Source organism: Paenibacillus sp. UASWS1643, assembly GCF_008693195.1.
Taxonomy (GTDB): domain Bacteria; phylum Bacillota; class Bacilli; order Paenibacillales; family Paenibacillaceae; genus Paenibacillus; species Paenibacillus amylolyticus_B.
Genome location: NZ_VXKZ01000098.1, coordinates 87,906 through 112,003, shown reverse-complemented (window position 1 = coordinate 112,003; position 24,098 = coordinate 87,906). Strand labels below are relative to the sequence as shown.

Annotated in this window: 24 protein-coding genes; 5 read left to right on the top strand and 19 right to left on the bottom strand. The window is 45.5% G+C overall.

Annotated features, from left to right (window positions below):
* Window positions 1–126: 126 nt before the first annotated feature.
* On the bottom strand, window positions 127–1,260 hold the full coding sequence (locus FE296_RS06810; protein ID WP_124116177.1) for a M20/M25/M40 family metallo-hydrolase: 1,134 nt from the start codon (window positions 1,258–1,260) through the stop codon (window positions 127–129).
* Window positions 1,261–1,526: 266 nt separating this feature from the next.
* On the opposite strand from FE296_RS06810, the gene prli42 reads away from it, so the two are divergent.
* Entirely contained in the window at window positions 1,527–1,628 is a 102-nt protein-coding gene (gene prli42, locus FE296_RS06805; RefSeq protein WP_017687624.1) for a stressosome-associated protein Prli42, read from the top strand.
* A gap of 26 nt (window positions 1,629–1,654) precedes the next feature.
* On the opposite strand, the gene lipB is transcribed toward prli42, so the two are convergent.
* The 5 genes from lipB to lpdA all read right to left on the bottom strand — a co-directional run bounded on the left by lipB (window position 1,655) and on the right by lpdA (window position 7,530).
* Window positions 1,655–2,362 carry a lipoyl(octanoyl) transferase LipB gene (gene lipB, locus FE296_RS06800; RefSeq protein ID WP_124116176.1) on the bottom strand — a complete coding sequence of 236 codons (708 nt, stop codon included), beginning with the start codon at window positions 2,360–2,362 and terminating at the stop codon, window positions 1,655–1,657.
* 111 nt (window positions 2,363–2,473) lie between these two features.
* Window positions 2,474–3,901: a dihydrolipoamide acetyltransferase family protein gene (locus FE296_RS06795; protein ID WP_150364562.1), complete on the bottom strand. Its 1,428-nt coding sequence runs from the start codon at window positions 3,899–3,901 to the stop codon at window positions 2,474–2,476.
* A 47-nt stretch (window positions 3,902–3,948) separates the two neighbouring features.
* Complete coding sequence (locus tag FE296_RS06790; protein WP_017687621.1) at window positions 3,949–4,935, bottom strand: alpha-ketoacid dehydrogenase subunit beta; 987 nt, start codon at window positions 4,933–4,935, stop codon at window positions 3,949–3,951.
* Window positions 4,936–4,937: 2 nt separating this feature from the next.
* On the bottom strand, window positions 4,938–5,966 hold the full coding sequence (locus FE296_RS06785) for a thiamine pyrophosphate-dependent dehydrogenase E1 component subunit alpha (protein WP_036607878.1): 1,029 nt from the start codon (window positions 5,964–5,966) through the stop codon (window positions 4,938–4,940).
* A gap of 139 nt (window positions 5,967–6,105) precedes the next feature.
* Complete coding sequence (lpdA, locus tag FE296_RS06780) at window positions 6,106–7,530, bottom strand: dihydrolipoyl dehydrogenase (RefSeq protein WP_150364561.1); 1,425 nt, start codon at window positions 7,528–7,530, stop codon at window positions 6,106–6,108.
* 224 nt (window positions 7,531–7,754) lie between these two features.
* Between lpdA and FE296_RS06775 the strand changes: the two genes are divergently transcribed.
* Together FE296_RS06775 and FE296_RS06770 are read left to right on the top strand one after the other, a co-directional pair.
* On the top strand, window positions 7,755–8,072 hold the full coding sequence (locus tag FE296_RS06775) for a DUF2627 domain-containing protein (RefSeq protein WP_062835248.1): 318 nt from the start codon (window positions 7,755–7,757) through the stop codon (window positions 8,070–8,072).
* A 63-nt stretch (window positions 8,073–8,135) separates the two neighbouring features.
* Complete coding sequence (locus FE296_RS06770; RefSeq protein ID WP_036607883.1) at window positions 8,136–8,483, top strand: potassium channel family protein; 348 nt, start codon at window positions 8,136–8,138, stop codon at window positions 8,481–8,483.
* An 8-nt stretch (window positions 8,484–8,491) separates the two neighbouring features.
* Here FE296_RS06770 and FE296_RS06765 read toward each other — a convergent pair whose 3' ends face one another.
* A complete protein-coding gene (locus tag FE296_RS06765; protein WP_124116173.1) occupies window positions 8,492–8,704 on the bottom strand; it encodes a hypothetical protein in 213 nt (70 codons plus the stop codon).
* 176 nt (window positions 8,705–8,880) lie between these two features.
* Here FE296_RS06765 and FE296_RS06760 point away from each other — a divergent pair, with 176 nt between their 5' ends.
* On the top strand, window positions 8,881–9,480 hold the full coding sequence (locus FE296_RS06760; RefSeq protein ID WP_062835251.1) for a thymidine kinase: 600 nt from the start codon (window positions 8,881–8,883) through the stop codon (window positions 9,478–9,480).
* A gap of 116 nt (window positions 9,481–9,596) precedes the next feature.
* Here FE296_RS06760 and FE296_RS06755 read toward each other — a convergent pair whose 3' ends face one another.
* The 5 genes from FE296_RS06755 to FE296_RS06735 form a co-directional block, all read right to left on the bottom strand.
* Window positions 9,597–10,073, bottom strand: coding sequence for a hypothetical protein (locus FE296_RS06755; RefSeq protein WP_017687614.1), 477 nt, complete (start codon window positions 10,071–10,073; stop codon window positions 9,597–9,599).
* Window positions 10,074–10,607: 534 nt separating this feature from the next.
* Entirely contained in the window at window positions 10,608–11,258 is a 651-nt protein-coding gene (locus tag FE296_RS06750; RefSeq protein ID WP_124116172.1) for a hypothetical protein, read from the bottom strand.
* Between the two features lie 204 nt (window positions 11,259–11,462).
* The gene (locus tag FE296_RS06745; RefSeq protein WP_017687612.1) at window positions 11,463–12,500 is read right to left on the bottom strand and encodes an NAD(P)/FAD-dependent oxidoreductase; all 1,038 of its coding nucleotides are present in this window, start codon (window positions 12,498–12,500) and stop codon (window positions 11,463–11,465) included.
* 159 nt (window positions 12,501–12,659) lie between these two features.
* On the bottom strand, window positions 12,660–14,633 hold the full coding sequence (locus tag FE296_RS06740) for an AraC family transcriptional regulator (protein WP_124116170.1): 1,974 nt from the start codon (window positions 14,631–14,633) through the stop codon (window positions 12,660–12,662).
* Window positions 14,634–14,939: 306 nt separating this feature from the next.
* Complete coding sequence (locus FE296_RS06735; RefSeq protein WP_124116169.1) at window positions 14,940–15,227, bottom strand: TroA family protein; 288 nt, start codon at window positions 15,225–15,227, stop codon at window positions 14,940–14,942.
* 202 nt (window positions 15,228–15,429) lie between these two features.
* Between FE296_RS06735 and FE296_RS06730 the strand changes: the two genes are divergently transcribed.
* Window positions 15,430–16,242, top strand: coding sequence for a FlxA-like family protein (locus FE296_RS06730; protein WP_167483685.1), 813 nt, complete (start codon window positions 15,430–15,432; stop codon window positions 16,240–16,242).
* 185 nt (window positions 16,243–16,427) lie between these two features.
* Here the strand turns inward: FE296_RS06730 and FE296_RS06725 are convergent, their stop codons facing one another.
* From FE296_RS06725 to FE296_RS06695, 7 genes are all read right to left on the bottom strand, one after another.
* A complete protein-coding gene (locus tag FE296_RS06725; RefSeq protein WP_150364560.1) occupies window positions 16,428–17,384 on the bottom strand; it encodes a GGDEF domain-containing protein in 957 nt (318 codons plus the stop codon).
* A gap of 349 nt (window positions 17,385–17,733) precedes the next feature.
* Window positions 17,734–18,540, bottom strand: a complete 807-nt coding sequence (spo0A, locus tag FE296_RS06720) for a sporulation transcription factor Spo0A (RefSeq protein ID WP_091018123.1) — start codon at window positions 18,538–18,540, stop codon at window positions 17,734–17,736.
* 195 nt (window positions 18,541–18,735) lie between these two features.
* Complete coding sequence (gene spoIVB / locus FE296_RS06715; RefSeq protein WP_076215808.1) at window positions 18,736–20,064, bottom strand: SpoIVB peptidase; 1,329 nt, start codon at window positions 20,062–20,064, stop codon at window positions 18,736–18,738.
* Between the two features lie 120 nt (window positions 20,065–20,184).
* Window positions 20,185–21,903: a DNA repair protein RecN gene (gene recN, locus FE296_RS06710; protein WP_124116166.1), complete on the bottom strand. Its 1,719-nt coding sequence runs from the start codon at window positions 21,901–21,903 to the stop codon at window positions 20,185–20,187.
* Between the two features lie 237 nt (window positions 21,904–22,140).
* On the bottom strand, window positions 22,141–22,590 hold the full coding sequence (gene ahrC / locus FE296_RS06705) for a transcriptional regulator AhrC/ArgR (RefSeq protein ID WP_017687604.1): 450 nt from the start codon (window positions 22,588–22,590) through the stop codon (window positions 22,141–22,143).
* Window positions 22,591–22,673: 83 nt separating this feature from the next.
* A complete protein-coding gene (locus tag FE296_RS06700; protein ID WP_124116165.1) occupies window positions 22,674–23,159 on the bottom strand; it encodes a hypothetical protein in 486 nt (161 codons plus the stop codon).
* Between the two features lie 84 nt (window positions 23,160–23,243).
* Complete coding sequence (locus tag FE296_RS06695) at window positions 23,244–24,089, bottom strand: TlyA family RNA methyltransferase (RefSeq protein WP_124116164.1); 846 nt, start codon at window positions 24,087–24,089, stop codon at window positions 23,244–23,246.
* Window positions 24,090–24,098 lie beyond the last annotated feature (9 nt).

Sequence of the window (24,098 nt, the reverse complement as noted above, 5' to 3'; positions counted from 1 at the left end):
TCCATTCACCCATTGACTCAATTTGACCCTAAATTAACGAGTCTTCTCCCTTGAAATATAACATGAATTCGCAAAAAGTCCGAATCCGTACAAACCGGGTTCGGACTTTTGTCTAAGAAGTACACGTTATTTCTTGCCAGCTGCCGTTTCCTGAATAATAGCCACGACCACCTGGGACAACTTCACAATATCTTCAGCACGAATGCGTTCTTTGGTTGTATGAATATCCTCATACCCTACCGCCAGATTCACTGTCGGAAGGTCGAATCCGTTAAAGATATTGGCATCACTGCCACCACCGGATGCAAACGTACTTGTCTCCAGCCCAATACTGCGGATGGCACGCTGTGCAAGCTGTACAACTTCGTGTTCATCATGGAAGCCAAATGCAGGGTAGAGGATCTCACTTCTGAATTCAGCTGTAGCACCGTATTTGCGACATGTTGTTTCGAGCGCGTCACGCATCTGTGCAACCTGCAATTCAACTTTCTCCTGCACAATACTGCGAGCTTCCGCTTCAAGTTGTACAAAGTCACATACCACGTTGAGTGCTGATCCACCCTGGAATTTACCAATGTTTGCTGTTGTCTCATCATCAATTCTGCCCAGTGTCATCGCTGCAATTGCTTTGGCTGCTACCTGAATGGCGCTGATCCCGTCTTCCGGATTCACGCCCGCATGGGCAGACTTGCCATAGATGCTCATTTGAATTTCAGCTCTCGCTGGTGCAGCAACACAGATCGTGCCTACAGCTCCATTAGAATCCAGCGCATAACCGAACTCGGCATCGATATCCTTCGGATTCATGGCACGTGCGCCCACCAGGCCAGACTCTTCGCCGACCGTAATGACAAATTGAATTTTACCATGTGGAATCTTGTTTTCCTGGATCACACGAATCGCTTCGAACAATGCCGCAATCCCTGCTTTGTCATCTGCTCCCAGGATCGTTGTTCCATCACTGCGGATCCAGCCATCTTCACCCAGTTCAGGCTTGATTCCCTGTCCCGGCGTCACGGTGTCCATATGACATGTAAAAAAGATTGGTGCAACCCCTTCAGTTCCTTCGGCTTCCCAGGTAATGACGAGGTTTCCGGCGCCATGTCCGGTTTGCTCCATGGTATCATCCTCATAGACATGAAGACCAAGCTCTGTAAACTGTTCTTTTAACACTTTCGAGATGTTCTGTTCATTTTTCGTTTCACTATCAATCTGCACCAGTTCCATGAACTGATCGATAACACGTTGTTGTTTAATCATAGGACTTTCCTCCCTCTCGTGGATACGGTACAATACAATTACTATGGCTTGTTTATTTTATGAGGTTGTTCAAAAAGTCTGCTTTTGATTACGAAGGATGCCTGGCGGCATCATCAGCATCGAATATGGAATTCAGCCGAAATGTCCGTTGCTCACGTAGTTTTCCCTACGCTCCGCTACTCCATTTCTAGCTTCATCCCATCTTCTTGGTACTGAAAACCAGTCTTTTTGAACATACACTTTATGTTGAAAGGAGTTCTCTCATCATGCAAAAAAAGAAATGGTTCAAAATCATCATCTATCTCATGCTGATCGCCATGATTGGGTCCACCCTTTTCATAGCTCTCGAACCGTTGCTGTTCGGATAGCAACCTAAAGCCTTTCGACGAACTGTTTACAGACGTTGAAGGGCTTCTTTTTCCGTGACCCAATTAATTTGATATGGAAAAATACGATTAAAGTACGGAACAATCTCCTGCGCTACCTGCTCCACCGAATAAGACTTGCCCGTTATATCCTCGAGTGAGGTAACGCCATACTGCTCAATCCCACAAGGAACAATCCCCTGAAAACCTGCATGTTGAATGCCTGAGCTGATGTTAAAAGCAAACCCGTGACTGGTTACAAAACCGCGGCGGTTTTTGCAACGATTAAACTTGATGCCAATTGCAGCAATCTTCATATCGCCAATCCATACACCCGTGTAACCCTCTTTGCGTCCTGCTTCGATACCCTGGTCTGCGAGATAATCCATAAGTACCTGCTCAAGTTTTCGTAAATAGCCGTGCAGATCCAGGTCTTCATCCCGACCAAGAATCAATAACGGGTAACCTACCAACTGGCCCGGGCCATGATAAGTAATATCACCGCCGCGGTCAATTTGAAACAAAGAAATCCCTTGCTCACGCAACTCTTCCGGACTGAGAAGCAGATGCTCCGGATGATTTTGTGAGCCGATCGTATACGTAGGCGGGTGTTGTAAAAGCAGCATCTGCTCCGCTCCCTCGCCCTCGTCCAATCGCTGCACAATCGCTTTCTGGCGGTTCCAAGCCTCTTCATAATCAAGCATTGGTATGTATGCAACATCCAGCGGCTTGCTCATGATTCCCCACACCCTTCTGCTTCAGGTTCAGTGTACAATTGAGCACCTGTCCGTAGACAGCAGGAAAAGTGCACGGCCTCCGGCACATACACTTCCCCGACAACTATTTACTTAATACACCTTGGTCTCCATGGTATATCCTTCAAGGTTTTCTTTGACACGTTGCAAGAAACGTCCGCTGATTACACCATCCAGGATTCGGTGATCCAGCGACAGACACAGGTTAGCCATCGAACGAACAGCGATCATATCATTAATAACCACTGGTTTCTTGACAATCGACTCGAATGTAAGAATCGCTGCCTGTGGATAGTTAATGATTGGCTGGGACAGGATCGAACCAAATGAACCTGTGTTGTTCACCGTGAACGTACCACCTTGCATATGGTCCAGCTTCAACGTACCTTCACGTGTTTTGCGAGCCAGTTCATCCACTTCACGGGCCAGACCTGCAATATTTCGCTGATCGGCATGTTTGATTACGGGTGTAAGTACGGAATCTTCGGTTCCTACCGCCATGGACAGGTTAATGTCCCGTTTGACGATAATTTTGTCCACTGCCCATACCGAGTTCATGATTGGGTAGTCTTTAATCGCGTTAACGACTCCCTTCATCATGAATGACAGATATGTCAGATTGATGCCTTCCTTACGCTTGAACTCATCCTTGAGTTTATTGCGCAGCATCACAAGATTTGTTACGTCCACTTCAATCATTGTCCATGCATGCGGGATTTCAGATACGCTTTGACGCATATTCCGGGCAATGGCATTACGCACAGGGGTAACATCGATGAAATACTCCGATCTTCCCTGCCCGCCACCTTCCACTTCGATCTGTGGAATTTTCGGGCTTTCGGTTAGATGAATGCCTGAATGTCTCACAGGAACACCTGCATCGGACGCTGAGATCGCTTCTCCAGCGGTTAAACCCATTTCTCCATTTCCACGATTCACTCCGCTGAATGGAGAAGCAGACGGCACACCAGAAGGTGTATGCTGTGCTGCTGCAGATGATGCTTGTGCAGACGATCCAGCCGCGCTACCTCCCTGTGCAACAAATGCCAGCACATCTTTGCGGGTAATACGACCACCGGCTCCAGTGCCTTGGATGCTTTGCAAGTTCAAACCATGCTCTGCTGCCAAGGATTGCACTGCCGGGGAATACCGATTGCGCATCGGCTGGTTCGGGTCATGTGCTGCTGTATTTGAGGCGGCAACAGGAGTGTGGTTGACATGTTGCTGCGATACTTGTGTTACTTGCTCAGCCGCTTCTTCGTCAGAAGCTGCGACCTGCATGCGGCAGATTGCTTCACCAACAGCAATCGTTGTGCCCTCTTCCACCAAAAGGTCACCCATAATTCCATCCACAGTGGATGGAATCTCGGCATTAACTTTATCAGTGATTACTTCACAGATCGGCTCGTACTGTTCCACACGGTCGCCCGGTTTTTTCAACCATTTGCCTATGGTAGCCGAGACCAGCGATTCCGCCAATTGCGGCATAATGACCTCGATCCATTTCATACGTTCAGCCATTTGATTATCACTCCAAACTTTACTTTTAAACGATCCAAAAAACGAAATTAAAACTCGGCAAGTGTACGCATTGCTGCTTTGGCTTTGTCCTTGCTCAGCATGTAGAATTTCTCCAATGTTGGGCTAATTGGCATGGCCGGCACGTCAGGTCCGCAGAGACGCTGAATCGGTGCATCCAGTTCAAACAGACATTCCTCGCTAATAATCGCAGCAACTTCGGCACCTACACCACCCGTTTTGTTATCTTCGTGTACGATCAGCACTTTGCCTGTCAGACGAGCGGAAGCAATAATCGCTTCACGATCCAACGGTTGCAATGTGCGAAGATCCAGAACGTGTGCTGTAATGCCTTCTTCACGTTCCAGCTCCTCAGCAGCCTGCATTACAAAATGCAGCGGCTGACTGTAACCGATCACTGTAATATCCGCACCCTCACGAAGTACGTTGGCTTTACCAATCGGAACGATGTAATCATCTTCAGGCACATCTTCCTTGATAAGTTTGTAGCATTTTTTATTTTCAAAAAAGAGTACCGGGTCCGGGTCGCGAATAGCGGCCTTGAGCAGTCCCTTGGCATCGTATGCCGAGTAAGGAGCTATAATTTTCAGACCAGGTGTACCAAAGAAAATCGATTCCGGACATTGAGAATGATATAACCCACCGAAGATCCCGCCACCAATCGGCGCACGGATAACAATCGGACAGCTCCAGTCATTGTTGGAACGATAGCGAATTTTCGCCGCTTCACTAATGATCTGGTTGGTTGCCGGCAGCATGAAGTCCGAATATTGCATTTCGGCAATCGGCTTCATGCCATACATCGCTGCACCAATGGCAACACCTGCAATAGCGGATTCAGACAAAGGTGTGTCCATCACTCGCATTTCGCCAAACTGATCTTGCAGCCCTTTAGTTGTGGTAAACACACCACCTTTGAGACCTACGTCTTCACCAAGGATAAAAACATTCTCATCCCGTTCCATCTCTTCTTTCATCGCGAGACGGATTGCATCAATATATTCCATCACTGCCATACTTACCGTCCCCCTTCTTCGCTGTCCGCATAAACGTGCGTCAGAGTGTCCTCAGGTTTAGGATATGGCGCGTTGTCTGCATATTCAGTTGCTTCTTTCATTTCCATCGCAAGCTGGGAAGCCAGATCCGCATCCCGGGCTTCGTCCCAGATGCCGCAATCGATCAAGTAGTTCTTCATGCGAGGAACGCCATCTTTCTTCCAGTTCTCCTCAACTTCCTCTTTGGTCCGGTAAGCCAGATCATTATCGGAGGTGGAATGAGGTGACAACCGATACATCATCGCTTCAATCAGTGTCGGGCCTTCCCCTGCTATAGCACGGCGACGTGCTTCCTTCACTGCAGCATATACTTCTAATGCATCGTTACCATCTACACGCAGTCCGGGGAACCCGTATCCTTGTGCTCGATCGGATATTTTGCCACTCAACTGTTTGTGAATCGGTACCGAAATTGCATATTGATTGTTCTCACACATAATAATGACAGGCAATTTATGCACACCTGCAAAGTTAGCTCCCTCATGGAAGTCACCCTGATTGCTTGATCCTTCGCCAAACGTAACAAAAGAAACAAATTCTTGCTTCTTCATTTTGGCAGCCAGTGCAAATCCAACAGCGTGCGGAACCTGTGTTGTAACCGGGCTTGAACCCGTCACAATCCGCAGCTTTTTGTGACCGAAGTGACCCGGCATTTGCCGACCGCCACTATTCGGATCTTCTGCCTTCGCAAAAGCAGACAACATCAACTCACGCGGAGTCATGCCTACCGCCAGTACAAAACCGTAATCGCGGTAATAAGGTAAATAATAATCGTGATCCCGATCCAGACCAAAAGCAGCACCTACTTGCGCAGCTTCCTGTCCTACACCGGATACGTGAAAGTTAATTTTGCCAGCCCGTTGCAAGAGCAAGCAACGCTCGTCAAACTTGCGCGCGAGCAGCATGTATTTGTACATATCCAATACTTCACCATCGCTAAGTCCCAGCTGTTGATGCCGGTGGACCGCGTCTGCAGTACCTTGTGAACTCATATGAGGTACCTCCTTTTAATCAGAGCCTGTGCCACTCTTACTACCCGATCTTATAACCTGGTACTAAGACTTGGCTTAACCTTATTATAATCCCTTTTACCCAAAAAAGGAAAGAACCTTTCTCATAAGCTTGTTTGACTTACATTCCAATGGCCTTTCCATCGACCGCCAACATGGCTTCACCCATAATTTCCGACAGAGAAGGGTGCGGATGAATGGTTTGTCCGACTTCCCAAGGTGTGGCATCCAGCATCTGAGCCAGAGAAGCCTCAGCGATTAATTCCGTCACATGGGTGCCAATCATATGTACCCCCAATATATCATTCGTCTTGGCATCTGCGATCACCTTCACGAATCCATCCCGACTTCCGTGAATAAGCGATTTGCCAATAGCCGAAAATGGGAACTTGCCTGTTTTAATGTCATATCCACGTTCTTTGGCTTCTCGCTCGGTGAATCCGATGCTTGCTGCTTCCGGACGTGTATACACACAGCGCGGGATGCGATGGGATTCTACGGCATGTACCGTTTCGCCCGCCAGATGATTGACAGCGAGAATACCTTCATGACTTGCGGCATGTGCAAGCTGCAAACCGCCGATGCAGTCACCAATGGCGTAGATGTGACCTTCACCGGTCTGTAACTGTTTGTTCACAGCGATGAACCCACGCTCCAGTTTGATATCTGTATTTTCAAGTCCAATATTTTCGACATTAGCTTGACGTCCAACTGATACGAGCATTTTCTCCGCTCTCAGCGTTTCCTGCTTATCTTCACCAAGCTGCACATCAATCTGGATGCCCTCTTGATCTGTGTTATATGTTTCCGTTAGAACAGAGGCACCTGTTAGGAAACGAACACCTCGTTTGCCGAGCAATCGCTGCATTTCTCTGGCAACATCCTCATCCTCGGCAGGCAACACGTGAGCAGCTGCTTCTACTACTGTGATGTCTACGCCAAAGTCATTCAGCATGGATGCCCACTCCAGTCCAATCACGCCCCCACCGACAATGATGAGTGATGCAGGAAGTTCATCCATACGCAGGGCTTCGTCGCTGCTCATTATGAATTTACCGTCCGGTTCCAGGCCCGGCAACACACGAGGACGCGAACCAGTGGCAATGATAAGATTGGTTGGAACTACCGTATCCATCTCTCCATCTTCAAACTCCACAGCGACTGCTCCGCTCTGCGGTGAGAAGATGGATGGTCCGATGACGCGACCTTTCGCGTGTACAACCTGGATTTTATTTTTTTTCATCAAATACTGAACGCCCTGATGAAGCTGTTCGACAATTGCATCCTTGCGCGCCTGTACTTTGGGAAATACAAGTGTAGCTCCAGCTGTCTCGATACCATACGTCTCGCTCTCCTGGATCTCGGCGTATACTTCCGCACTTTTTAGCAAAGCCTTACTCGGAATACAGCCACGATGCAGACAGGTACCGCCAAGCTTGTCCTTCTCAATGATAACGACCTGTTTTCCCAGCTGTGCAGCCCGGATTGCGGCTACATATCCACCGGTTCCTCCTCCAAGAATTGCAACATCACATGTAATTGGCATCTCTCATGCTCTCCTCTATGAATCAAATTTCAATATCATTTATGATGGCTTGAATCATGGTTTGGCTTATACCCTCTATATGCCATTGTACTCTCCTTGAGCGGTCAACTCAAAGTTTGAAGCAATCACACATGGACAGCCTATGCATTCCAAGCTATGATGGAATCAGGTATGATCTGTAAGCGTAACCTTTATTTAATGTCGACTTTGGCAGAAAGGGTATAATGCTCATGAATACAAGATTGGTCTTTGCGCGTTTTTTGGCGATTGTTGTTCTGGTCATCCCCGGTTTAATGGCAATGAAGGGTTTTCTGATGATGAAAGATGCCCTGTTCCTATATTATGCCGAGCACGGGAACGAACTAATTTCACCAGGTTTCCAATGGCTCTCCTTTGCCGGTGGACTTGTCCTTTTTGCCGCAGGTATGAGTTTTCTGGGAGGCTGGATCTTGTTCCGTGACCGCAAGCGTAATTATGTAGGTCCCCGTTTCCGGTCCAAAAGTGTACCCGAAAAAGCAGAGACGCCCGGAAGGACTCCATGAGTCCGGGCTTTTTTGTGTGTTATACAACACACCGCCTACTTTACATAGACAGGATGGATCATCATGGTATCATTTCTAATCACGTTACAACGATTGCTGAAAGGCATTTTCCATGCGTTCAAAGACCCAAAGTTTCTGGCTCTGTTCGCGTTAACGGCAGCAACGTTGCTGTCAGGCACTTTGTTTTACACTCGTGTTGAAGGTCTGCACTGGATCGATGCGTTATACTTCTGTGCGGTTACCCTGACTACAGTGGGACATCCTGAATTTGTACCAACCACCGGATTCAGCAAAGCCTTTACCGTAATCTACATGTTTGCAGGCATTGGTCTCACCTTTGCCATGATTGCCAGAATTACAGCAGGTATTCTATTCCCTCGCAAATTAAAGACAGAAGAGGACCCGGAGTAATCTCCGGGTCATTCGTATAAGGCATCCCGCAGTTTGGTAGACATACGTGATTCTTTGGAAGAAGACTTCAAGATCGTTCTACGCAAGGTAAGGTTACTTGCCTGCAGTCTCTCCGCTTCTGCGAACAGTTCTGCAAATAATGCCTGCGCCGCTTCATTTAGAGATCCCTGTTCTTTCAGACTTTCATATTGCGCTTGCAGTGATGTTAATGCTTCACTCATACTAAACACCTCTTTTCACAACTCCTGTTAATTAGCTGCCGTAACCAATACCTTAACAATCCATATAGTAACACAAAGCTGCGCAGATTAGTTCTGGCTCTTTTCAAAGATTTTGTGGTACTCTGTAAAGGTCGCTTTTTTTGTTGAATCCCGTATGTGAGAGGAGTAGCAGCACCGTGCAAACAGGACGTATTACCGTAATTACTGGACCCATGTTCAGTGAAAAATCCGGTGAACTCATTCGCCGTTGTCAGAAATTAATACAATTTGGCCGTAAAAAGGTTGTGGCCTACAAACCAGCCGAGGATGATCGGTTTGCCCAAGACGAGATCGTAAGCCGAATTGGTTATCGACTCCCTGCCCATTCCATTCCCCGGCAATTAACCCCGGAATCCGTAGAAATGATCTTGAACCAAACCATAGATGCTGATGTTGTTGCATTTGATGAAGTACAATTTTTCAGCAGTGCCATTATGGAACTTGTCTCGGAGTTAGCGTATTGTGGCAAACATGTCATTGTGGACGGACTTAATATGGATTACCGTGGTAAGGAATTCGGATATGTCGGTGGTTTGCTTGCCATGGCAGATGACATTGAGAAACTCTCGGCTTTCTGTGCGGTATGTGGCAGCCCGGATGCAGCCTTTACGCAACGTATCGTCAATGGGGAGCCTGTTACCTTGGGTCCGGTTGTCATGATTGGCGATTCAGAAGCTTACGAGCCACGCTGTCGTTGCTGCTTCATTCCTCCTCACAAAGTTGAATGCTCATCATAATTTCTAAAAGATCTTAGATATCTTTCAAAAAGGCCCCTTGGGGCTTTTTTGTTATGGAGCAAATATTCGCACAAAAAAGCATCGCTTCACAGCGATGCTTCCAGAGTCACTTCCCGCTAGTCCCGGGAAACAAAATATTTGTTGGTCATGTAGTAAGCGTCACCACGCGACGTTTCCACCATTCCTTTTTTGGCATCCAAAAATACAATCTCTTTACACTTTGTACAGTACCATTTTGTGCGCTTGTATGGGGATTCCGTCACATAAGCCGTGCCACATTTACAATCAATCTTCATTAATAACTCGGTTGATTTATAAGCACTGGACAAGCGTTCCAGGTTATCCTGCTGCTGTGTAGGCATAATGGTCTGCTGATAATCCGATAAATGATTTTGAACCTTGAAGTCTGCTACCAATCCTGCATTCAATCCAAAAAACTCCTTGCCAATTTCGGTCACGAAGCGCTTCTCATTTCTGTAGCAATCCAGCCACTCAATAATCTGCTTATTAGACAGTGGAACCGTACCCTTGATACCGCTGTTTAAGGTGTAGGTCATGATGTATAAAGTATCGTCTTGTCTACCTGAGTACATTAGAATCCTCCTTCGAATACATTTGCTAATGTACTACAAAAACGCGCATAAATCAAAAAATTCTTATTTCCTGAGCGCATCTCTTCTTATTAAATGGGAAACATTCCTCGTTCATCCGCCAAAGACTTACAAGAACTGCATACACCTGAAACATTTCCCTGTGGAGCCGCATAATGCACGACCGATTTGACGTTTTTCTTGCATATGGAACAGTAGTGCCTCCTTTCCTTTTTTGGGATATAGTCCGATAGCTTAACCACGTTTTTGTTCGGTCGGAATCGTTGTAAGAAACCCGGCCATTTCATCTCGCTTCACTCTTTCTTGTTCGTCTACTTCGTAGTCATTTTTGTGCTCTGGGCTAAAAATCATTTCGCCTTTTTTTATGTATACGATTCCAAGTTGTGCGTGCCTATCTCATAATCTATTCGACGTTTTGGGCGTTTTTCCTGTTTTTAATCTCTACACATACAAAAAAAACCGACAGAACCTGCTCTCCTTATTTTCGGAAGAACAGTATTTTAGTCGGTCCCAACCTTATTTATAAAAGGTTCCCAGTACTTCCAGTTCTGAAGAGCGCTCAATTCGAAATGGATAGATATAACCCTGATTCATTCGGGTAAATTTGCGGCTCCACAGATCCAGTCCCGATGTGAACTGATAGGCCTGATATATAAACTTGGAACAGTAATTGCGCTCAATACTGCGCAGATTGGTCTGCAAACGGTAGAATTTTACCTGCTTGTAATGATCATGTACCCACCCGGCTGCTTTCATGCCTGCCTCATTCAATCTGGAGCGAAATACAATGAAGCGATCACCTTCATAAAACCGCGTGAGATACCACTCTAATGAATCAGCAAATACAGGCCCATAAGGGTGCACATGATACACCTTGCCGTCGAGACCAATAATGCCCATATGCCCGGCGTAATAAGTTGATTCCGAGCTTGGCGTGTACACAATGTCCCCTGGCTCTAGCTTCAATTCGCCCAACGCGTTAATGGGCAAGTCCTGATGCAGCCGTTTGGCTGCTGAACGTTCACGCCGCCCTTCAACCAACAAGCGATGAAGCGCGCCAGCCAGTGCGAGATACATTTCAGACCATTTGATCTTTTTTTTATCAGATCGTTTGAACCACCGCTGGATGAAGGTGAAACCTCGTTGTGGCTGTGATCCCTTTTTCATACGCTGCACTCCACTCTGATCTAGTTATTGTATCTTGATGTTATTCTACAGTTTCTCAGGCTTATTATAGACATTTGGTGGTTCATGTTCAATTCTAAGCGTGTTCTATCTTGTGCCATTATGCCTTCTTATTACCCATTTTATGCAAAAAAGATGACTTCGGGATTAACCCGAAGTCATCTTAATATAACCGATCGCTGACCTTTATTCTTCTACAACACCAAGGGCTTTATTTTTCTCCTTAAAGCGACTGTTATGGGAAGAAACATAAGCCACTTTTTCCGCTTCAGGGTCCATGTAAAGCTTCGCACTGTTTACCGCTAGGGCTGCATCAGTGAAAGTACCTGCAATCAGGTACAGTTTGCTACCATAATCTACAAAGTCACCTGCGGCAAAAACACCAGGAATATTGGTTTGCAATCTCTCCGTTGTAGTGACATGCCATTCGCCAAGATCAAGTCCCCAATCCCGGATTGGACCAAAGTCACTCTTCATGCCGTGGTTTACAATGACAGCATCGACTTCAAGCAGTTCAGTTTCACCTGTGTCCACGTGTGAGATGGTCACCTGTTCAATCACATCACCACTCATACTATGCAAGGTCTCTACCGCATATGGTGTACGGACATCTACAGAGGATTCTCTCATACGCAGTACATTACGCTCCAACCCGCCAAAGCGGTCACGACGATGCACAACCGTAACTTGCTCTGCCAGGGCTTCCAGTTCATTCGCCCAATCCACAGCAGAGTCGCCTCCACCCGAGATCAGCACGCGTTTACCACGGAATGGTTCTAGTTCCTGCACGGTATAGTGCAGATTGCTAACCTCATAGCGGTCTGCACCTTCAAGCTCCAGCTTGGCCATTTTATATATACCATATCCGATTGCCATAATGACGGTACGTGTCCAGTGTTGCTCACCTGTTGCAGAAGTTAACAGAATCGTGCCATCAGGTTGACGCTCGAATCCTTCGATCTGTTGTTCAAATACGAGGGTTGGCTCAAAAGTTCTTGCCTGTTCTTCCAATTGTTTGATCAGATCTTCACACAGAATTGGCGTCACACCCCCGACATCCCAGATCATTTTCTCCGGATAAAAGAGCATGCGACCTCCCAATCTGTCACGTGCCTCAATCAACTTGGTCTTCATATCTCGCATGCCGCTATAAAAGGCAGAGTACATACCCGCAGGGCCACCGCCGATAATGGTTACATCATAAAGTTCCAGCTGCTGATTCATATTAAAAATACCTCCGTTAATTCGATCCAGAACATCGAGTATTTGATATCGATTCTCATTATCACTTAAATCCTAGTGTAATGGTAATCTTATCAAAATACAATGGCTAAAAAACAAACATTTCTTGTACAAACATTTCACGAACACATCTGCTCTTTACTATTGCGCTCTTGGTGCCGCCAACAGCTTTTCAACGACAAAATCAAGTTGTTTATTAATTGAATAGATATCCGAATAATAGAAGAAATCGAAATCAATCTCAATCAGACGACCTTCCTTGATCGCTGGGATACTGCTCCATATTGGATTATCCGTCAAGTTATCTGCCCCTTCATACACAGAGCGAAACACATAGTCTCCGATATATTCAGGAAGGACTTCCATGGAGATCGTGGAGCCTGCCGCGTCCGAAACCACGTCGATTTTTTTCTGTACGACTTCAGGTGCTTTCATTCCCAAGTACTCATACACCGCCTGAGATCCACGGCCAAATTGTTTGCTCTCTACAATAACCATACCTTTCAAACCACCCTCCACAATGGAGATTGTTTTGTCCAGAATGCCTGCATCTGCAAGAGTTTTCTTACTCTCTTCGACTTTGTTGTTGAGATTGGTGATTAACGTTTCGGCTTCCTGTTCTTTGCCAAAGATACTTGCTATATCATGAAGTCTCTCTTCTGTAGTCAATTTCTCATACGGAATATATACCGTAGGTGCAATATCTTTTAATAAGGTATACGTCTCTTCTGAAGGAACAATGATCAGATCCGGATCAAGATCAATGACAGCTTCAGGATTCGGTTCAAACCAGGTACCCAATGCGTTTACACCCTCTAGCTCACTCTTGTATGCAGCCCCATCATATACATCTGAGGTAGCGATTGGCTTAACTCCCAGTGCGACGACATCCCCCTGGAGATACAATACAACAACCCGTTTTGGATTCGCTGGAACAACTACGTCACCCTTAACCGTTGAGACCGTGCGTGTTTCATTGTCTTTGTTCGTCTGGCTGCCTGTGTCTGATGATACTGCAGTACTGCTGTTATTGGAACTGGCACCCGTTCCTTCGCCAGCTGCTGGTGTTGTTGCTGTACCTGAAGAGCAGGCTGCGAGGAGCATCGTTATGCTCAATAATGCAACCATAACCATACTGGAACTTGTTTTTCTTCTTTTCATTGGTGTAGACCCTCCGTCTATATATTGATAATGATTCTCATAATCAATATATCCCGACTTCCATCTTCGGCCAATGGACGATTCAGAGATTACCAATGGACGATCCTCTGTTCTCGCTTCTTCTCTTATCTTTCGTTGATACTGAATCGGAGAGATCCCCACATGTTTTTTGAAGATACGACTAAAATAATACACATCCGAATAACCCACTTCTGCTGCAATTTCACTCAGCGTTGCATCAGATCGTACAAGCAGATTCCGAGCTTTGGCGATTCGGGTCTGAATTAAATAATCAATTGGACTGTAACCCGTCTGTCGTTTGAATTGCATAGATAAATGTCGGGAGCTGTAGTTGAACTGTTCAGCCAGGAAATCAAGCGTCACCTGTTCCCTATAATGGTTCTGTATATAACGAAGTGTTTGTTTCACCGGGTCAGCAAGCTCTGTTTTGATCTCCTGCTCTGCCAACTGAACCATCATTTCATGAATGAATTGGTAAAATAAACTTTTTGTATGAAGCAGATCCAGATTGCCTGATTGAATCCATGCACCCTCAAGCTCATCAAGGTAACGTAACAACCCCAGCGGACTACTTGGTGTAAATCCATATTGCAAAGAGAACGGTGCAACCTCTGGCTGTGCCAATAACCACTTTTTGCGAAAACTAGGAAAGGCAAGAAATGCTCTGTAATAGAGCAGAATATATTCAAAATCTTCGTTGGTTTGGATATCCAGTGAAGATCCTTTGGCCCCATGAAGCATGTAAAATCGCTCTGCATTGTAAGCTCTACCATCCATTTGGATGTCAGCCGAGCCTCGAATCGTATATATAAAAGCATTTGCCGGAAGTGTGTAGGAACTCAGTTGTGCCCCTGCCTCCATAACGATTCGTCGTATATCCAGAACCTTAACAGCGGCATGATTCCAGCATTTCATCTGTTCGTCTAATTGCATCAAATACTCTCCAATCCCAGCCTCACCCGGAACAAAGGCCTTACAAGGTCATCATTCTGCCATACATCCGATAACATATATGTAGCAGAGGTTCACTAATGTTCCTTTATTATAAATGATAATAATTTTCATTATCAACTGAAATTTAGAGTGGAATTGGATTTCATCTCATCCATCACTTGTTAGACTTAATTTGGTTCAGAGATCTTCGTAAACCACGCAGCCAATTCCTCGGTTTGATCCAATGTTGCAATCGGGTCAAAGTACCATGAACGATCCGGGCTCCAGATAAACACACGATCATTTTTAACCGCATCCAGTGAACTCCAGACCGGTTTGGAGTTCAACTTCTTCCAGGGTCAGATTATCTGCTGTTAGAATAATGTAGTCTCCGGCAAACTCAGGAATCGCTTCCGATGAAACTTCAACCAGTTGATCCTTCATTAAGATCTCTTTTTTATCTGCAGGAGGATTCAAACCAAGCGCGCTGTAGACTGCCTGACCTCCCCGACCAAAATTATCACCTAGAGCAAACGGTGCTTTATCATAGAACTGCATGACCGACACTTCGGCGATATAATAATCATTCCACATTTTACCAACCCATCTCCGTCTACATAGATTGTGTCTGTACTCTACTCACTTATTGATAACCATCAGTTATTATGATGAAGCACGCAATACAACCGATGTAAATGAATCCATTCAGACGAAAAAAGAGCTATTCAAATCCTTCTCTTAACATCCGATATATGTAAATAGAACCATGATAAAGAGTAGAAGGAGAACAGAGGATATGAATTCAATCTCATCTGCAACCAAAAGCAGTTTCACTCCCGGGAATCAAGTCTCCAATCGGGATAAAGAAATTCAGGGACTCATGCAGCAGAAGGTCCGGCTCAATGAAGAAATGCAAGGTGTAAAAACCAATGACGAGTTGGATACCAAAACCAAAGCTCAGCGAATTAAATCCTTAACAAGCTCCATATCACAGATCGACAGCCAGATTGCCCAAATTAAAGCTGAAGAATTGCAAGAAAAGAACAAATTAAGACAGCCCGAAAAGACTCAACAGCAACAACCCAAACCAACCGACGAGACACAAGCCCCTTCACTCGATCACCTGATCAAGCATAGTCAGACTTATGATCAATTGGGTAAGCTGGTCGGTTTGCGTGATCGCATGCAGGGCTCCATTCAGACCACCGAAGGAGAAACCCGCTTCGACCGACTTGTTCTGGAGATTAATCCTCCTACAAATGATCTCGATCTCGGCAAATCAATGATGTTGGAAAATTCAGAACGCACCGTCTTTCAGGCAAAGCGTGAGACCGTCCAGGACATCAACTCCCAGTTAAACAAGGTTAATCAGAAGATTGGGGAACTGGTGGAAGAGATCCATCAATCCGCGCCTAAAGAATCGGCACAAACTCCTATCTCTGCAACATCTGGAGAAGAAGATCAGGAAGTAAATGAAGGAAAGAAAACGGAAAGTAAGAACCACCCATCAGATGGCGGAACCACAGATCAGGAATCCGGAAAAGGCCCGCAAACTACGGCATCTACATCTCCTGCTGCTTCATATCCATCCGTCGATATTCGAATCTGAGTACCCTTTGCTCAAACATACTCATATGTATACATAATGAGGTTGAAGTGTTTTCGCAAGAAAACACTCGACTCGCATCAGATAATAGAAAAACCGCTATTACAGGTGACTAAGTCCTGATAAGTAGCGGTTTTTCTTGTATCTTTAACGTTAGTAGTTATAGCTACTATTAGTTTTTCTTATTTCTAGCACGGAGTAATGGCGGAATCATTTGCACAGATGACACTACCGGCAATCGCTTTACAACCTTTTTTGATCCGTGTAGCCTCATCAATAATCTGATCTATGTTTTCATATTTTCGCTTGCTGTTGGTTACAACGGCGATGGATACCGACACGAGAGGGATGGGCCGATTTAGCCCGGAACGTCCTTCTCCCAGAACATATTGATGATGCCAATCATGTTCGTTGTAAAATGTCTTTTTCATTTCCTCAAAACCTGAGATGACTTCCTTACTAATATATTTGTAATCATGGTGATTCAGGATCGTGATAAAATCATCACCACCGATATGTCCAAGAAAAGCTTCAGGGGGAACAAATAGCTTGCGAAGCAAGTTAGCAGTCGCCTGAATAAGCTGGTCTCCCATTTTGAAGCCGTAGCTATCATTGTAGGATTTGAATTGATCGAGATCAACGTACAGTACGCTAAATTGGTCCATCTTAAGAGCCTGAGACAGCCTTTCATCTATAATATGATTACCTGGAAGACCAGTCAGCGGGTTCATAAAAATCGCCATTTCAGCCCGTACATCAGCAACAGCGAGTAGCAAACGCCGAATACTCACAGCGCCAAAGAAACGTTCTCCTGACGTGACCAACACAAGATCATATATTTCCCCTTCATCTCGGTCCATGGCTAGAACACTGACATCTGTAATCTGTTCCGAATAATCCACGACCAGTGCCTGCGTGTTCATTACCAGTTCTACAGGACGTCCCATGTACAGATTATAGCCATACTGGGTGCCAATCTGCTGAAAGAATCGGGCCCGCATCATTAATGACACACACCTCTCCCCCATAACAGCTATACCTTCCAGACTAGGATTGGACTTGAAAAGATGATAGACGATATCACATTTTGTATCAGAATGTACTACAGGAATTGCTTCAGCAATCTCGCCTATTTGCGTAAACATACTATTCTACTCCTCTGTTCGTAGCATCTAATCCGAACTTTTTAAATATATATGTAGGTCTTTGTCAATGGTCACATCGTACCACTTTCTACTTGAAAAAGCGTTAACTGAGGGTAAAAGTTTATGAAATAAAATTCTTACCCCCATGTTCTGTGTTATTTCGTTTATGCAAAAATACCGTCATTTACTGGATATCTTAAATCCAATAAATGACGGTATTCGTTAGCATATATTACAAAAGTTTATCTGCATGAAATGAACGAATTCTGATATTGGCCGCCAAAATTCATTTGGCCAGAATCTAATCTGAATTCAAAATTTCCTTGCCCGATCACTACTCCTTACCCTTTCAGCTTACCTTATGTTCAATTCTCAGCTTGTCAGCGACCATCGCGATGAATTCCGAATTTGTCGGCTTCGACTTGCTGATGTTGATCGTGTAGCCAAACAAGTGGCTGATGCTGTCGATGTTACCGCGAGTCCATGCCACTTCAATGGCATGACGGATGGCACGTTCGACGCGGGACGGCGTGGTTTTGAATTTTTCGGCAATCGCCGGATATAGTGTTTTGGTGATGGCTCCCAAAATTTCGATATTGTTATACACCATCGTAATGGCTTCGCGCAAATACTGATATCCTTTAATATGCGCAGGAACGCCGATTTCATGTATGATGGACGTAATGCTTGCATCCAGATTTTTGTGTTTGCCCATTGGCACAACATTGGATTTCATGAACATGGATGATCCGTTGCTTGTAGACATCGCGGTCTGTGTTCCAACCAGTTGACGCACACGATTCGCAAGCACTTCCATGTCAAACGGCTTGAGAATATAATAAGAAGCTCCGAGTTGCACGGCACGCTGTGTGATATTCTCTTGTCCGAATGCCGTAAGCATAATGACTTTAGGCTGTGGAGACAGGTTCAGGTTGCGCAAGCGCTCAAGCACACCCAAACCGTCCAGATGAGGCATGATAATATCCAGAATCAATACATCCGGCACATCCCGAGTTTGCTCCAGCAATTGCAGTACTTCTTCTCCATTGTATGCAATACCGGTAACTTCCATATCTTCCTGCTCAGATATATATTCGGCAAGCAAATTCGTAAATTCACGATTATCATCGGCCAGCAATACCTCAATTTTTTGCAAAACGGTATCCTCCTTTAAATTAAACATCGTTTCGTACATTTCCTTACAGGTTAAATTTTCGACACAGCAAGTTAAATTCCTCCTGTCGAAAATTATTTTTCTTTATTTTTTTTTCTTGATCCTTTATAATAAATAATTTATTTCATTATCCGATATATTATGTTTGCTTTCGACAAAAAAGAACCTCAGGGCTGCTTAACCAGCCTTGAGGTTTTTATCGTTTTCCTTTTTCATCATAACGCCAGCATCTTGTAACATCCATTCAATGAAGCAACCGTAACCCGATTTCGGATCATTCACGAATACATGAGTAACTGCACCGATCAACTTACCATTCTGTACGATGGGGCTGCCACTCATGCCTTGAACGATACCTCCGGTCTTATCCAGCAGTTTCGGGTCCGTGATTCGAAGTACCAGACCTTTTGTTGCTGGTTCGGTTTGATCTGCCACATGAACAATGTCAATGGAGAAGCGTTCAACTTGTTGACCGTCAACCACGGTAAGTATTTCGGCTGGTCCTTCTTTGACTTCATGAGAGAAGGCGACGGGAATACCTTTTGAATACAGACTGTGCTCAGGATTTCCAGACATTTTACCAAAGATGCCAAAAGCCGTATTACGTTCAATATTGCCCAAAATCTTGCTTTCCTTAAGGAAATGAGCACGTTTTTCACCCGGATCACCGGTCTCACTTTTAGAAATGGACGTCACATTGGACTGAACAATCTGACCACTACCCACAACAATAGATGTTTGTGTGTTCATATCTGTAATGACATGGCCCAGTGCGCCGTATACGCCCTGATCTGGAGCATAGAAGGTAAGTGTGCCAACACCGGCTGCAGAATCACGAATGTACAATCCAAGCCTCCACGCTTGATCCTCGGAGTCATACGCCGGAGTTAATCGTGTCTTCACCGTTTCCTTACCACGTTTCAACACAACATCAATACCTTTTTTACTTTTACCTGCAAGTTCAACGGCTTCAGAGACACCTGCCACGCCATCAAGACGCTTACCATCCATATGCGTAATCAGATCTCCGAGCTTAATGCCTGCCGTTTCTCCTGGCGATACACGCTCATCCTGCCCAGAGTGGACCAAATGATGACCTACCACCAGAATGCCTGCCGATTTAACTTTGACGCCAATCGTTTGACCCCCGGGTACAACACGCAAATCCGGTATCACATTCACATGCACAGTTTTGACCGGAATTTTACCCCACAACTTCAACGTTAATTTGGCATGTCCCGTCTGTTGAGGGTGAAGATGCAAAGGTTGTTGCCTGGTAACATGCATCGCTGCCTGATCATCCAAACCAACGATATCTGGACGATCTACAACGGCGCTTGAAGCAGCAGGTACAGCGAGCCGGACATCCGCTTGCCTGCCAGCAAACACCTGCAATTCATCCGGCAGTGAAGCATAACTTTGCACAGGCTGAATGGCCTGGCTAATCACACAAAGAAAGAAGGCAAATAAAAGACCTAGCAATTTCTTCCTGAGGGGGGAATTCAATGGCTGTCACACTCCCTTTGCTTCTTTCGCTTGACGAAAGGTGGTCGCCAATTGCGTACCTATAAGATAACCTCGCCCCCAGGCTTTTATTACTGTCAATCATTACGCCAGCCGTCCGTTTCACCCTTTTTTGGCTTCCGCCAAATTCAGCATTTCCTGTGCGTGATGCAGCGTTTTTTCTGTAATTTCCACGCCGCCCAGCATACGTGCCAATTCCTTCACTCTGCCTTCGTCTGACAGCGATTCCACCTGCGTCATCGTCCGTCCATCGTAGACATGTTTCTCAATGAGATACTGATGATCTGCCATACAAGCCACTTGTGGTAAGTGAGTTATTGAGAAAACCTGACAAGTCGAAGACAAGCGGAACAGTTTTTCCGCAATGGATTGAGCTGCTCTACCGCTAACTCCGGTATCAACTTCATCAAAAATCAACACAGGTATCCGGTCATGTCGTGCAAAGATACTCTTCATCGCCAGCATCATTCTCGACAACTCGCCACCTGAAGCAATCTTGCCAAGTGGACGTAATGGCTCGCCCGGGTTCGGCGAAATCAGGAATTCCGCATTGTCCGCACCCTGACGATTCAGACGAATACGGCGTCCATTCCATTCAATGCCCTTCGGATCTTCGAAAGGAGTAATCTGAACACGCAGCGTAGTCCGCTCCATTTGCAGATCCTTGAGTTCGCTTTCCACCTGTGCAGCAAGTTCCTCGGCGCATTGTTTGCGAACCTTGCTAAGTTCTTCAGCAGACTCCATCACAAGGTTAAGCATTTTGTCACGTTCAGCTCGCAATTTCTCCAGCCGTTCGTCCTTGTTCTCCAGTTGGTCGGTTTCATGGCTAATCTGATCGTAATAACTCAGAATAAGTTCAACACTGTCCCCGTATTTCCGTCTGAGGCCAGAAATCAGATTCAGCCTTTGCTCCACTTCTTCCAGCCTTGCCGGATTAAATTCAATCTTCTCCCGGTAATCCCTTAACTGAAATGTTGCATCTTCCAATTGATAAAATGCGGATTGCAGCTGTTCTACGATTGGTTGCAGTCCTTTGCTATCATATCCAGAAATGTCTTCAATTCTTGAAAGAGCAATGCTCACAGCTTCAAGTCCGCGTTGACCACTGAGCAGATCATATGCACCAGCAACACTGTCCATCATTTTCTCACTATGGGATAGTTTGACCCGTTCTTCCCCGAGTAATTCATCCTCGCCTCTTGTAAGGCTTGCTGCTGCGATCTCCTCAAGCTGAAACCGATACATGTCCAAGAGTTGATATGCCCGCTGACTGGACTCCTGAAGCGCACGCAGTTCTTTTTCCGCCGTGATAAACTTGCTGTAACGCTCTTGATACTTCGCTTTGACAGGTCCGATGACTTCCGAGCCATAAGTATCGAGAAGCCCCAGATGGCTCTCTGCACGCAGCAAACTCTGATGTTCATGTTGTCCATGAATATTGATCAGCTTCTCGCCTACTTCCCGCAGCATGGTCAGATTGACCAATTGCCCATTAATGCGGGACGTACTTTTCCCCTGTGTGTTCAGTTCACGTCGAATGACCAGATGCTCTTCAGGCTCACAATGGATACCCAACTTCTCTAATGTCTGCCATACCGGATGACTCTGCTCCATCTCGAACAAGGCTTCCATCTCTGCCTTCTCACATCCGTACCGGATCAGATCAGCTGAACTTCGTCCACCGGCAATTAAGCCAAGTGCATCTATAATAATCGACTTACCTGCACCCGTTTCCCCTGAAAGTACATGGAATCCCGGATGGAATACAACGTCCACTTCTTCCACCACAGCCAGATTACGAATCGATAACGTAACTAACATCTGCAAAAACACCTCCGGATGACTAACTCAGAAATTATGTTTTTGAACCATTTATTCAAGAGGTTGTTCAAAAATCCGCTTTTGATTACGAAGGATGCCTGGTGGCATCATCAGCATCGAATATGGAATTCAGCCGAAATGTCCGTTGCTCACGTAGTTTCCCTACGCTCCGCTACTCCATTTCTAGCTTCATCCCATCTTCTCGGTACTGAAAACCAATCTTTTTGAACACGCACTTTAAGCAATGTAACCCATGATGCGTTCAATAACGGTCACGCTGTTACCTTCAGTCCGGCAGATAATCAGAATGGTATCATCTCCACAGATCGTCCCCATGACTTCATTCCACTCAATATTATCAAGCAAAGCTGCAATGGAGTTGGCTGTTCCTGGCAAACATTTCATCACAACCAGATTGTTTGTGTGATCAATGTGCAAGAAGTTGTCAACGAGTGCACGCTTCAACTTTTGAATCGGATTATATCGTTGATCTGTTGGCAAAGAGTATTTGTATCTTCCGTCATCCATCGGAATCTTGATTAACAGAAGTTCCTTGATATCCCGGGATACCGTCGCCTGAGTCACCTGAAAACCTGATTTGCGTAGTGCTTCAACCAGATCATCCTGGGTCTCAATTTCATTTTGACTAATGATTTCACGAATCTTGATGTGCCTTTGTCCTTTCATACATGCCTCCAGTTAAATGTATTGCAATAAAGCAGCATTTGTATTCGCCGCAGACTTTGCCCTGCAATGTTCATTCTTATATATTAGTCCAGATCATCTCCATCATACACATCTTCCTGATAGTCCATGAGCCTGATTAACTTAATATCGGAATCCTCCACGTCAACATACAGCAATCCTTCACAGCCAGGATATAACAAAAGATAATTGAGGAAGCGATCCCTTAGCGCAGGGCCAGTCATTTCAAGTGGTTGTCTGCGACGAGACGTTTTCACCAGGTATCTGAGATCCTCACGTTCTGCAACATAATCAATGAATAATCTGCTGTAATAAACGGATTCATTGGCCTCAAATGCCAGAGGGATTTTCATTTTGCCACCGATGACTTCGTAACCCTGTGCTTCAAGTAAATCCAAGGCCGGGGAATCCTGAATCTTCACGTTCAGCTGCATTCCAGACAAGCTTACCGGCGTCGGTCGGTTCACCCAATTACGCAAGCCAAAGAACAGCCACAAGATCAAACAGACAGCAAGTACACCTATAACGATTGTGTCATATTGACCATTCATTATTGCTCACCTCGAAGACATATTCGAGGTTCAGTAATGATTTCCCTTTACGTCAATCACCTTTCCAGCGAAAAGAAACCCATCTTATGATGAGTTTCCCGTAAATGTATGAGCTGCTTCCTTTGCAACTTGCTCCGCAAGTGCATCAAGTGAAGCTGGATCGATCTCTGGTTGTGTTGCCTCTGGTGCTTCCAGACGCCAATGTGCGAGAAATTCTATATTACCTTCTCCACCGGTTATCGGTGAAAAAGTTAAACTCTGCAGATGTAAACCAAGTTGACTGGCAAAATGAAGCATCGTCTGCAATACATCCTTGTGTACCTTCGTATCACGTACCACACCGGACTTGCCTACTTTTTCACGCCCTGCCTCGAATTGAGGTTTAATCAATGCAACGACATCTGCAGGTTGTTTCAAAAGAGCCAGAAGTGGCGGCAATATGATTCGCAGTGAAATGAACGACACATCAATGCTGGCAAAGTTCGGCACGGGTCCCGCCAGATCTTCAGGAGTCACATAGCGGAAATTAGTTCGTTCCATAACAGTAACCCGCTCATCATTACGCAAAGACCAGTCGAGCTGATTATACCCTACATCAATAGCGTAGACGTGAGACGCGCCATGCTGAAGTGCACAATCCGTAAATCCACCGGTGGATGAACCAATGTCGAGCATGACAAGTCCATTCATATCAAGGCCGAAATGACGGATCGCTTTTTCGAGCTTCAATCCGCCTCTGCCGACATAGGGATGTACCGAGCCTTTAACTTTCAGCTCGGCTTCCCTTGGAATTTTCATGCCCGCCTTTTCGATTGGCTCATTATTGGCATATACCAGTCCAGCCATGATTGCAGCTTTTGCCTTCTCACGACTTTCATAATAGCCCTGCTCAACCAGCAGAACATCAATTCGTTCTTTCGGGAGTGACATGTCTGTCTC

What these genes read in the sequence shown, in the direction of transcription:
- FE296_RS06795 (WP_150364562.1), bottom strand. Translation starts at nt 3,901, where the DNA reads ATGGCTGAACGTATGAAATGGATCGAGGTCATTATGCCGCAATTGGCG.
- FE296_RS06740 (WP_124116170.1), bottom strand. Translation starts at nt 14,633, where the DNA reads ATGCAATTAGACGAACAGATGAAATGCTGGAATCATGCCGCTGTTAAG.
- FE296_RS06810 (WP_124116177.1), bottom strand. Translation starts at nt 1,260, where the DNA reads ATGATTAAACAACAACGTGTTATCGATCAGTTCATGGAACTGGTGCAG.
- FE296_RS06755 (WP_017687614.1), bottom strand. Translation starts at nt 10,073, where the DNA reads ATGTACTCAGGTAGACAAGACGATACTTTATACATCATGACCTACACC.
- recN (WP_124116166.1), bottom strand. Translation starts at nt 21,903, where the DNA reads ATGTTAGTTACGTTATCGATTCGTAATCTGGCTGTGGTGGAAGAAGTG.
- prli42 (WP_017687624.1), top strand. Translation starts at nt 1,527, where the DNA reads ATGCAAAAAAAGAAATGGTTCAAAATCATCATCTATCTCATGCTGATC.
- ahrC (WP_017687604.1), bottom strand. Translation starts at nt 22,590, where the DNA reads ATGAAAGGACAAAGGCACATCAAGATTCGTGAAATCATTAGTCAAAAT.
- lipB (WP_124116176.1), bottom strand. Translation starts at nt 2,362, where the DNA reads ATGAGCAAGCCGCTGGATGTTGCATACATACCAATGCTTGATTATGAA.
- FE296_RS06770 (WP_036607883.1), top strand. Translation starts at nt 8,136, where the DNA reads ATGGTATCATTTCTAATCACGTTACAACGATTGCTGAAAGGCATTTTC.
- FE296_RS06725 (WP_150364560.1), bottom strand. Translation starts at nt 17,384, where the DNA reads ATGTTTACGCAAATAGGCGAGATTGCTGAAGCAATTCCTGTAGTACAT.
- FE296_RS06785 (WP_036607878.1), bottom strand. Translation starts at nt 5,966, where the DNA reads ATGAGTTCACAAGGTACTGCAGACGCGGTCCACCGGCATCAACAGCTG.
- FE296_RS06695 (WP_124116164.1), bottom strand. Translation starts at nt 24,089, where the DNA reads ATGTCACTCCCGAAAGAACGAATTGATGTTCTGCTGGTTGAGCAGGGC.
- FE296_RS06775 (WP_062835248.1), top strand. Translation starts at nt 7,755, where the DNA reads ATGCTCATGAATACAAGATTGGTCTTTGCGCGTTTTTTGGCGATTGTT.
- lpdA (WP_150364561.1), bottom strand. Translation starts at nt 7,530, where the DNA reads ATGCCAATTACATGTGATGTTGCAATTCTTGGAGGAGGAACCGGTGGA.
- FE296_RS06745 (WP_017687612.1), bottom strand. Translation starts at nt 12,500, where the DNA reads ATGAATCAGCAGCTGGAACTTTATGATGTAACCATTATCGGCGGTGGC.
- FE296_RS06750 (WP_124116172.1), bottom strand. Translation starts at nt 11,258, where the DNA reads ATGAAAAAGGGATCACAGCCACAACGAGGTTTCACCTTCATCCAGCGG.
- FE296_RS06700 (WP_124116165.1), bottom strand. Translation starts at nt 23,159, where the DNA reads ATGAATGGTCAATATGACACAATCGTTATAGGTGTACTTGCTGTCTGT.
- FE296_RS06790 (WP_017687621.1), bottom strand. Translation starts at nt 4,935, where the DNA reads ATGGCAGTGATGGAATATATTGATGCAATCCGTCTCGCGATGAAAGAA.
- FE296_RS06730 (WP_167483685.1), top strand. Translation starts at nt 15,430, where the DNA reads ATGAATTCAATCTCATCTGCAACCAAAAGCAGTTTCACTCCCGGGAAT.
- FE296_RS06765 (WP_124116173.1), bottom strand. Translation starts at nt 8,704, where the DNA reads ATGAGTGAAGCATTAACATCACTGCAAGCGCAATATGAAAGTCTGAAA.
- FE296_RS06735 (WP_124116169.1), bottom strand. Translation starts at nt 15,227, where the DNA reads ATGTGGAATGATTATTATATCGCCGAAGTGTCGGTCATGCAGTTCTAT.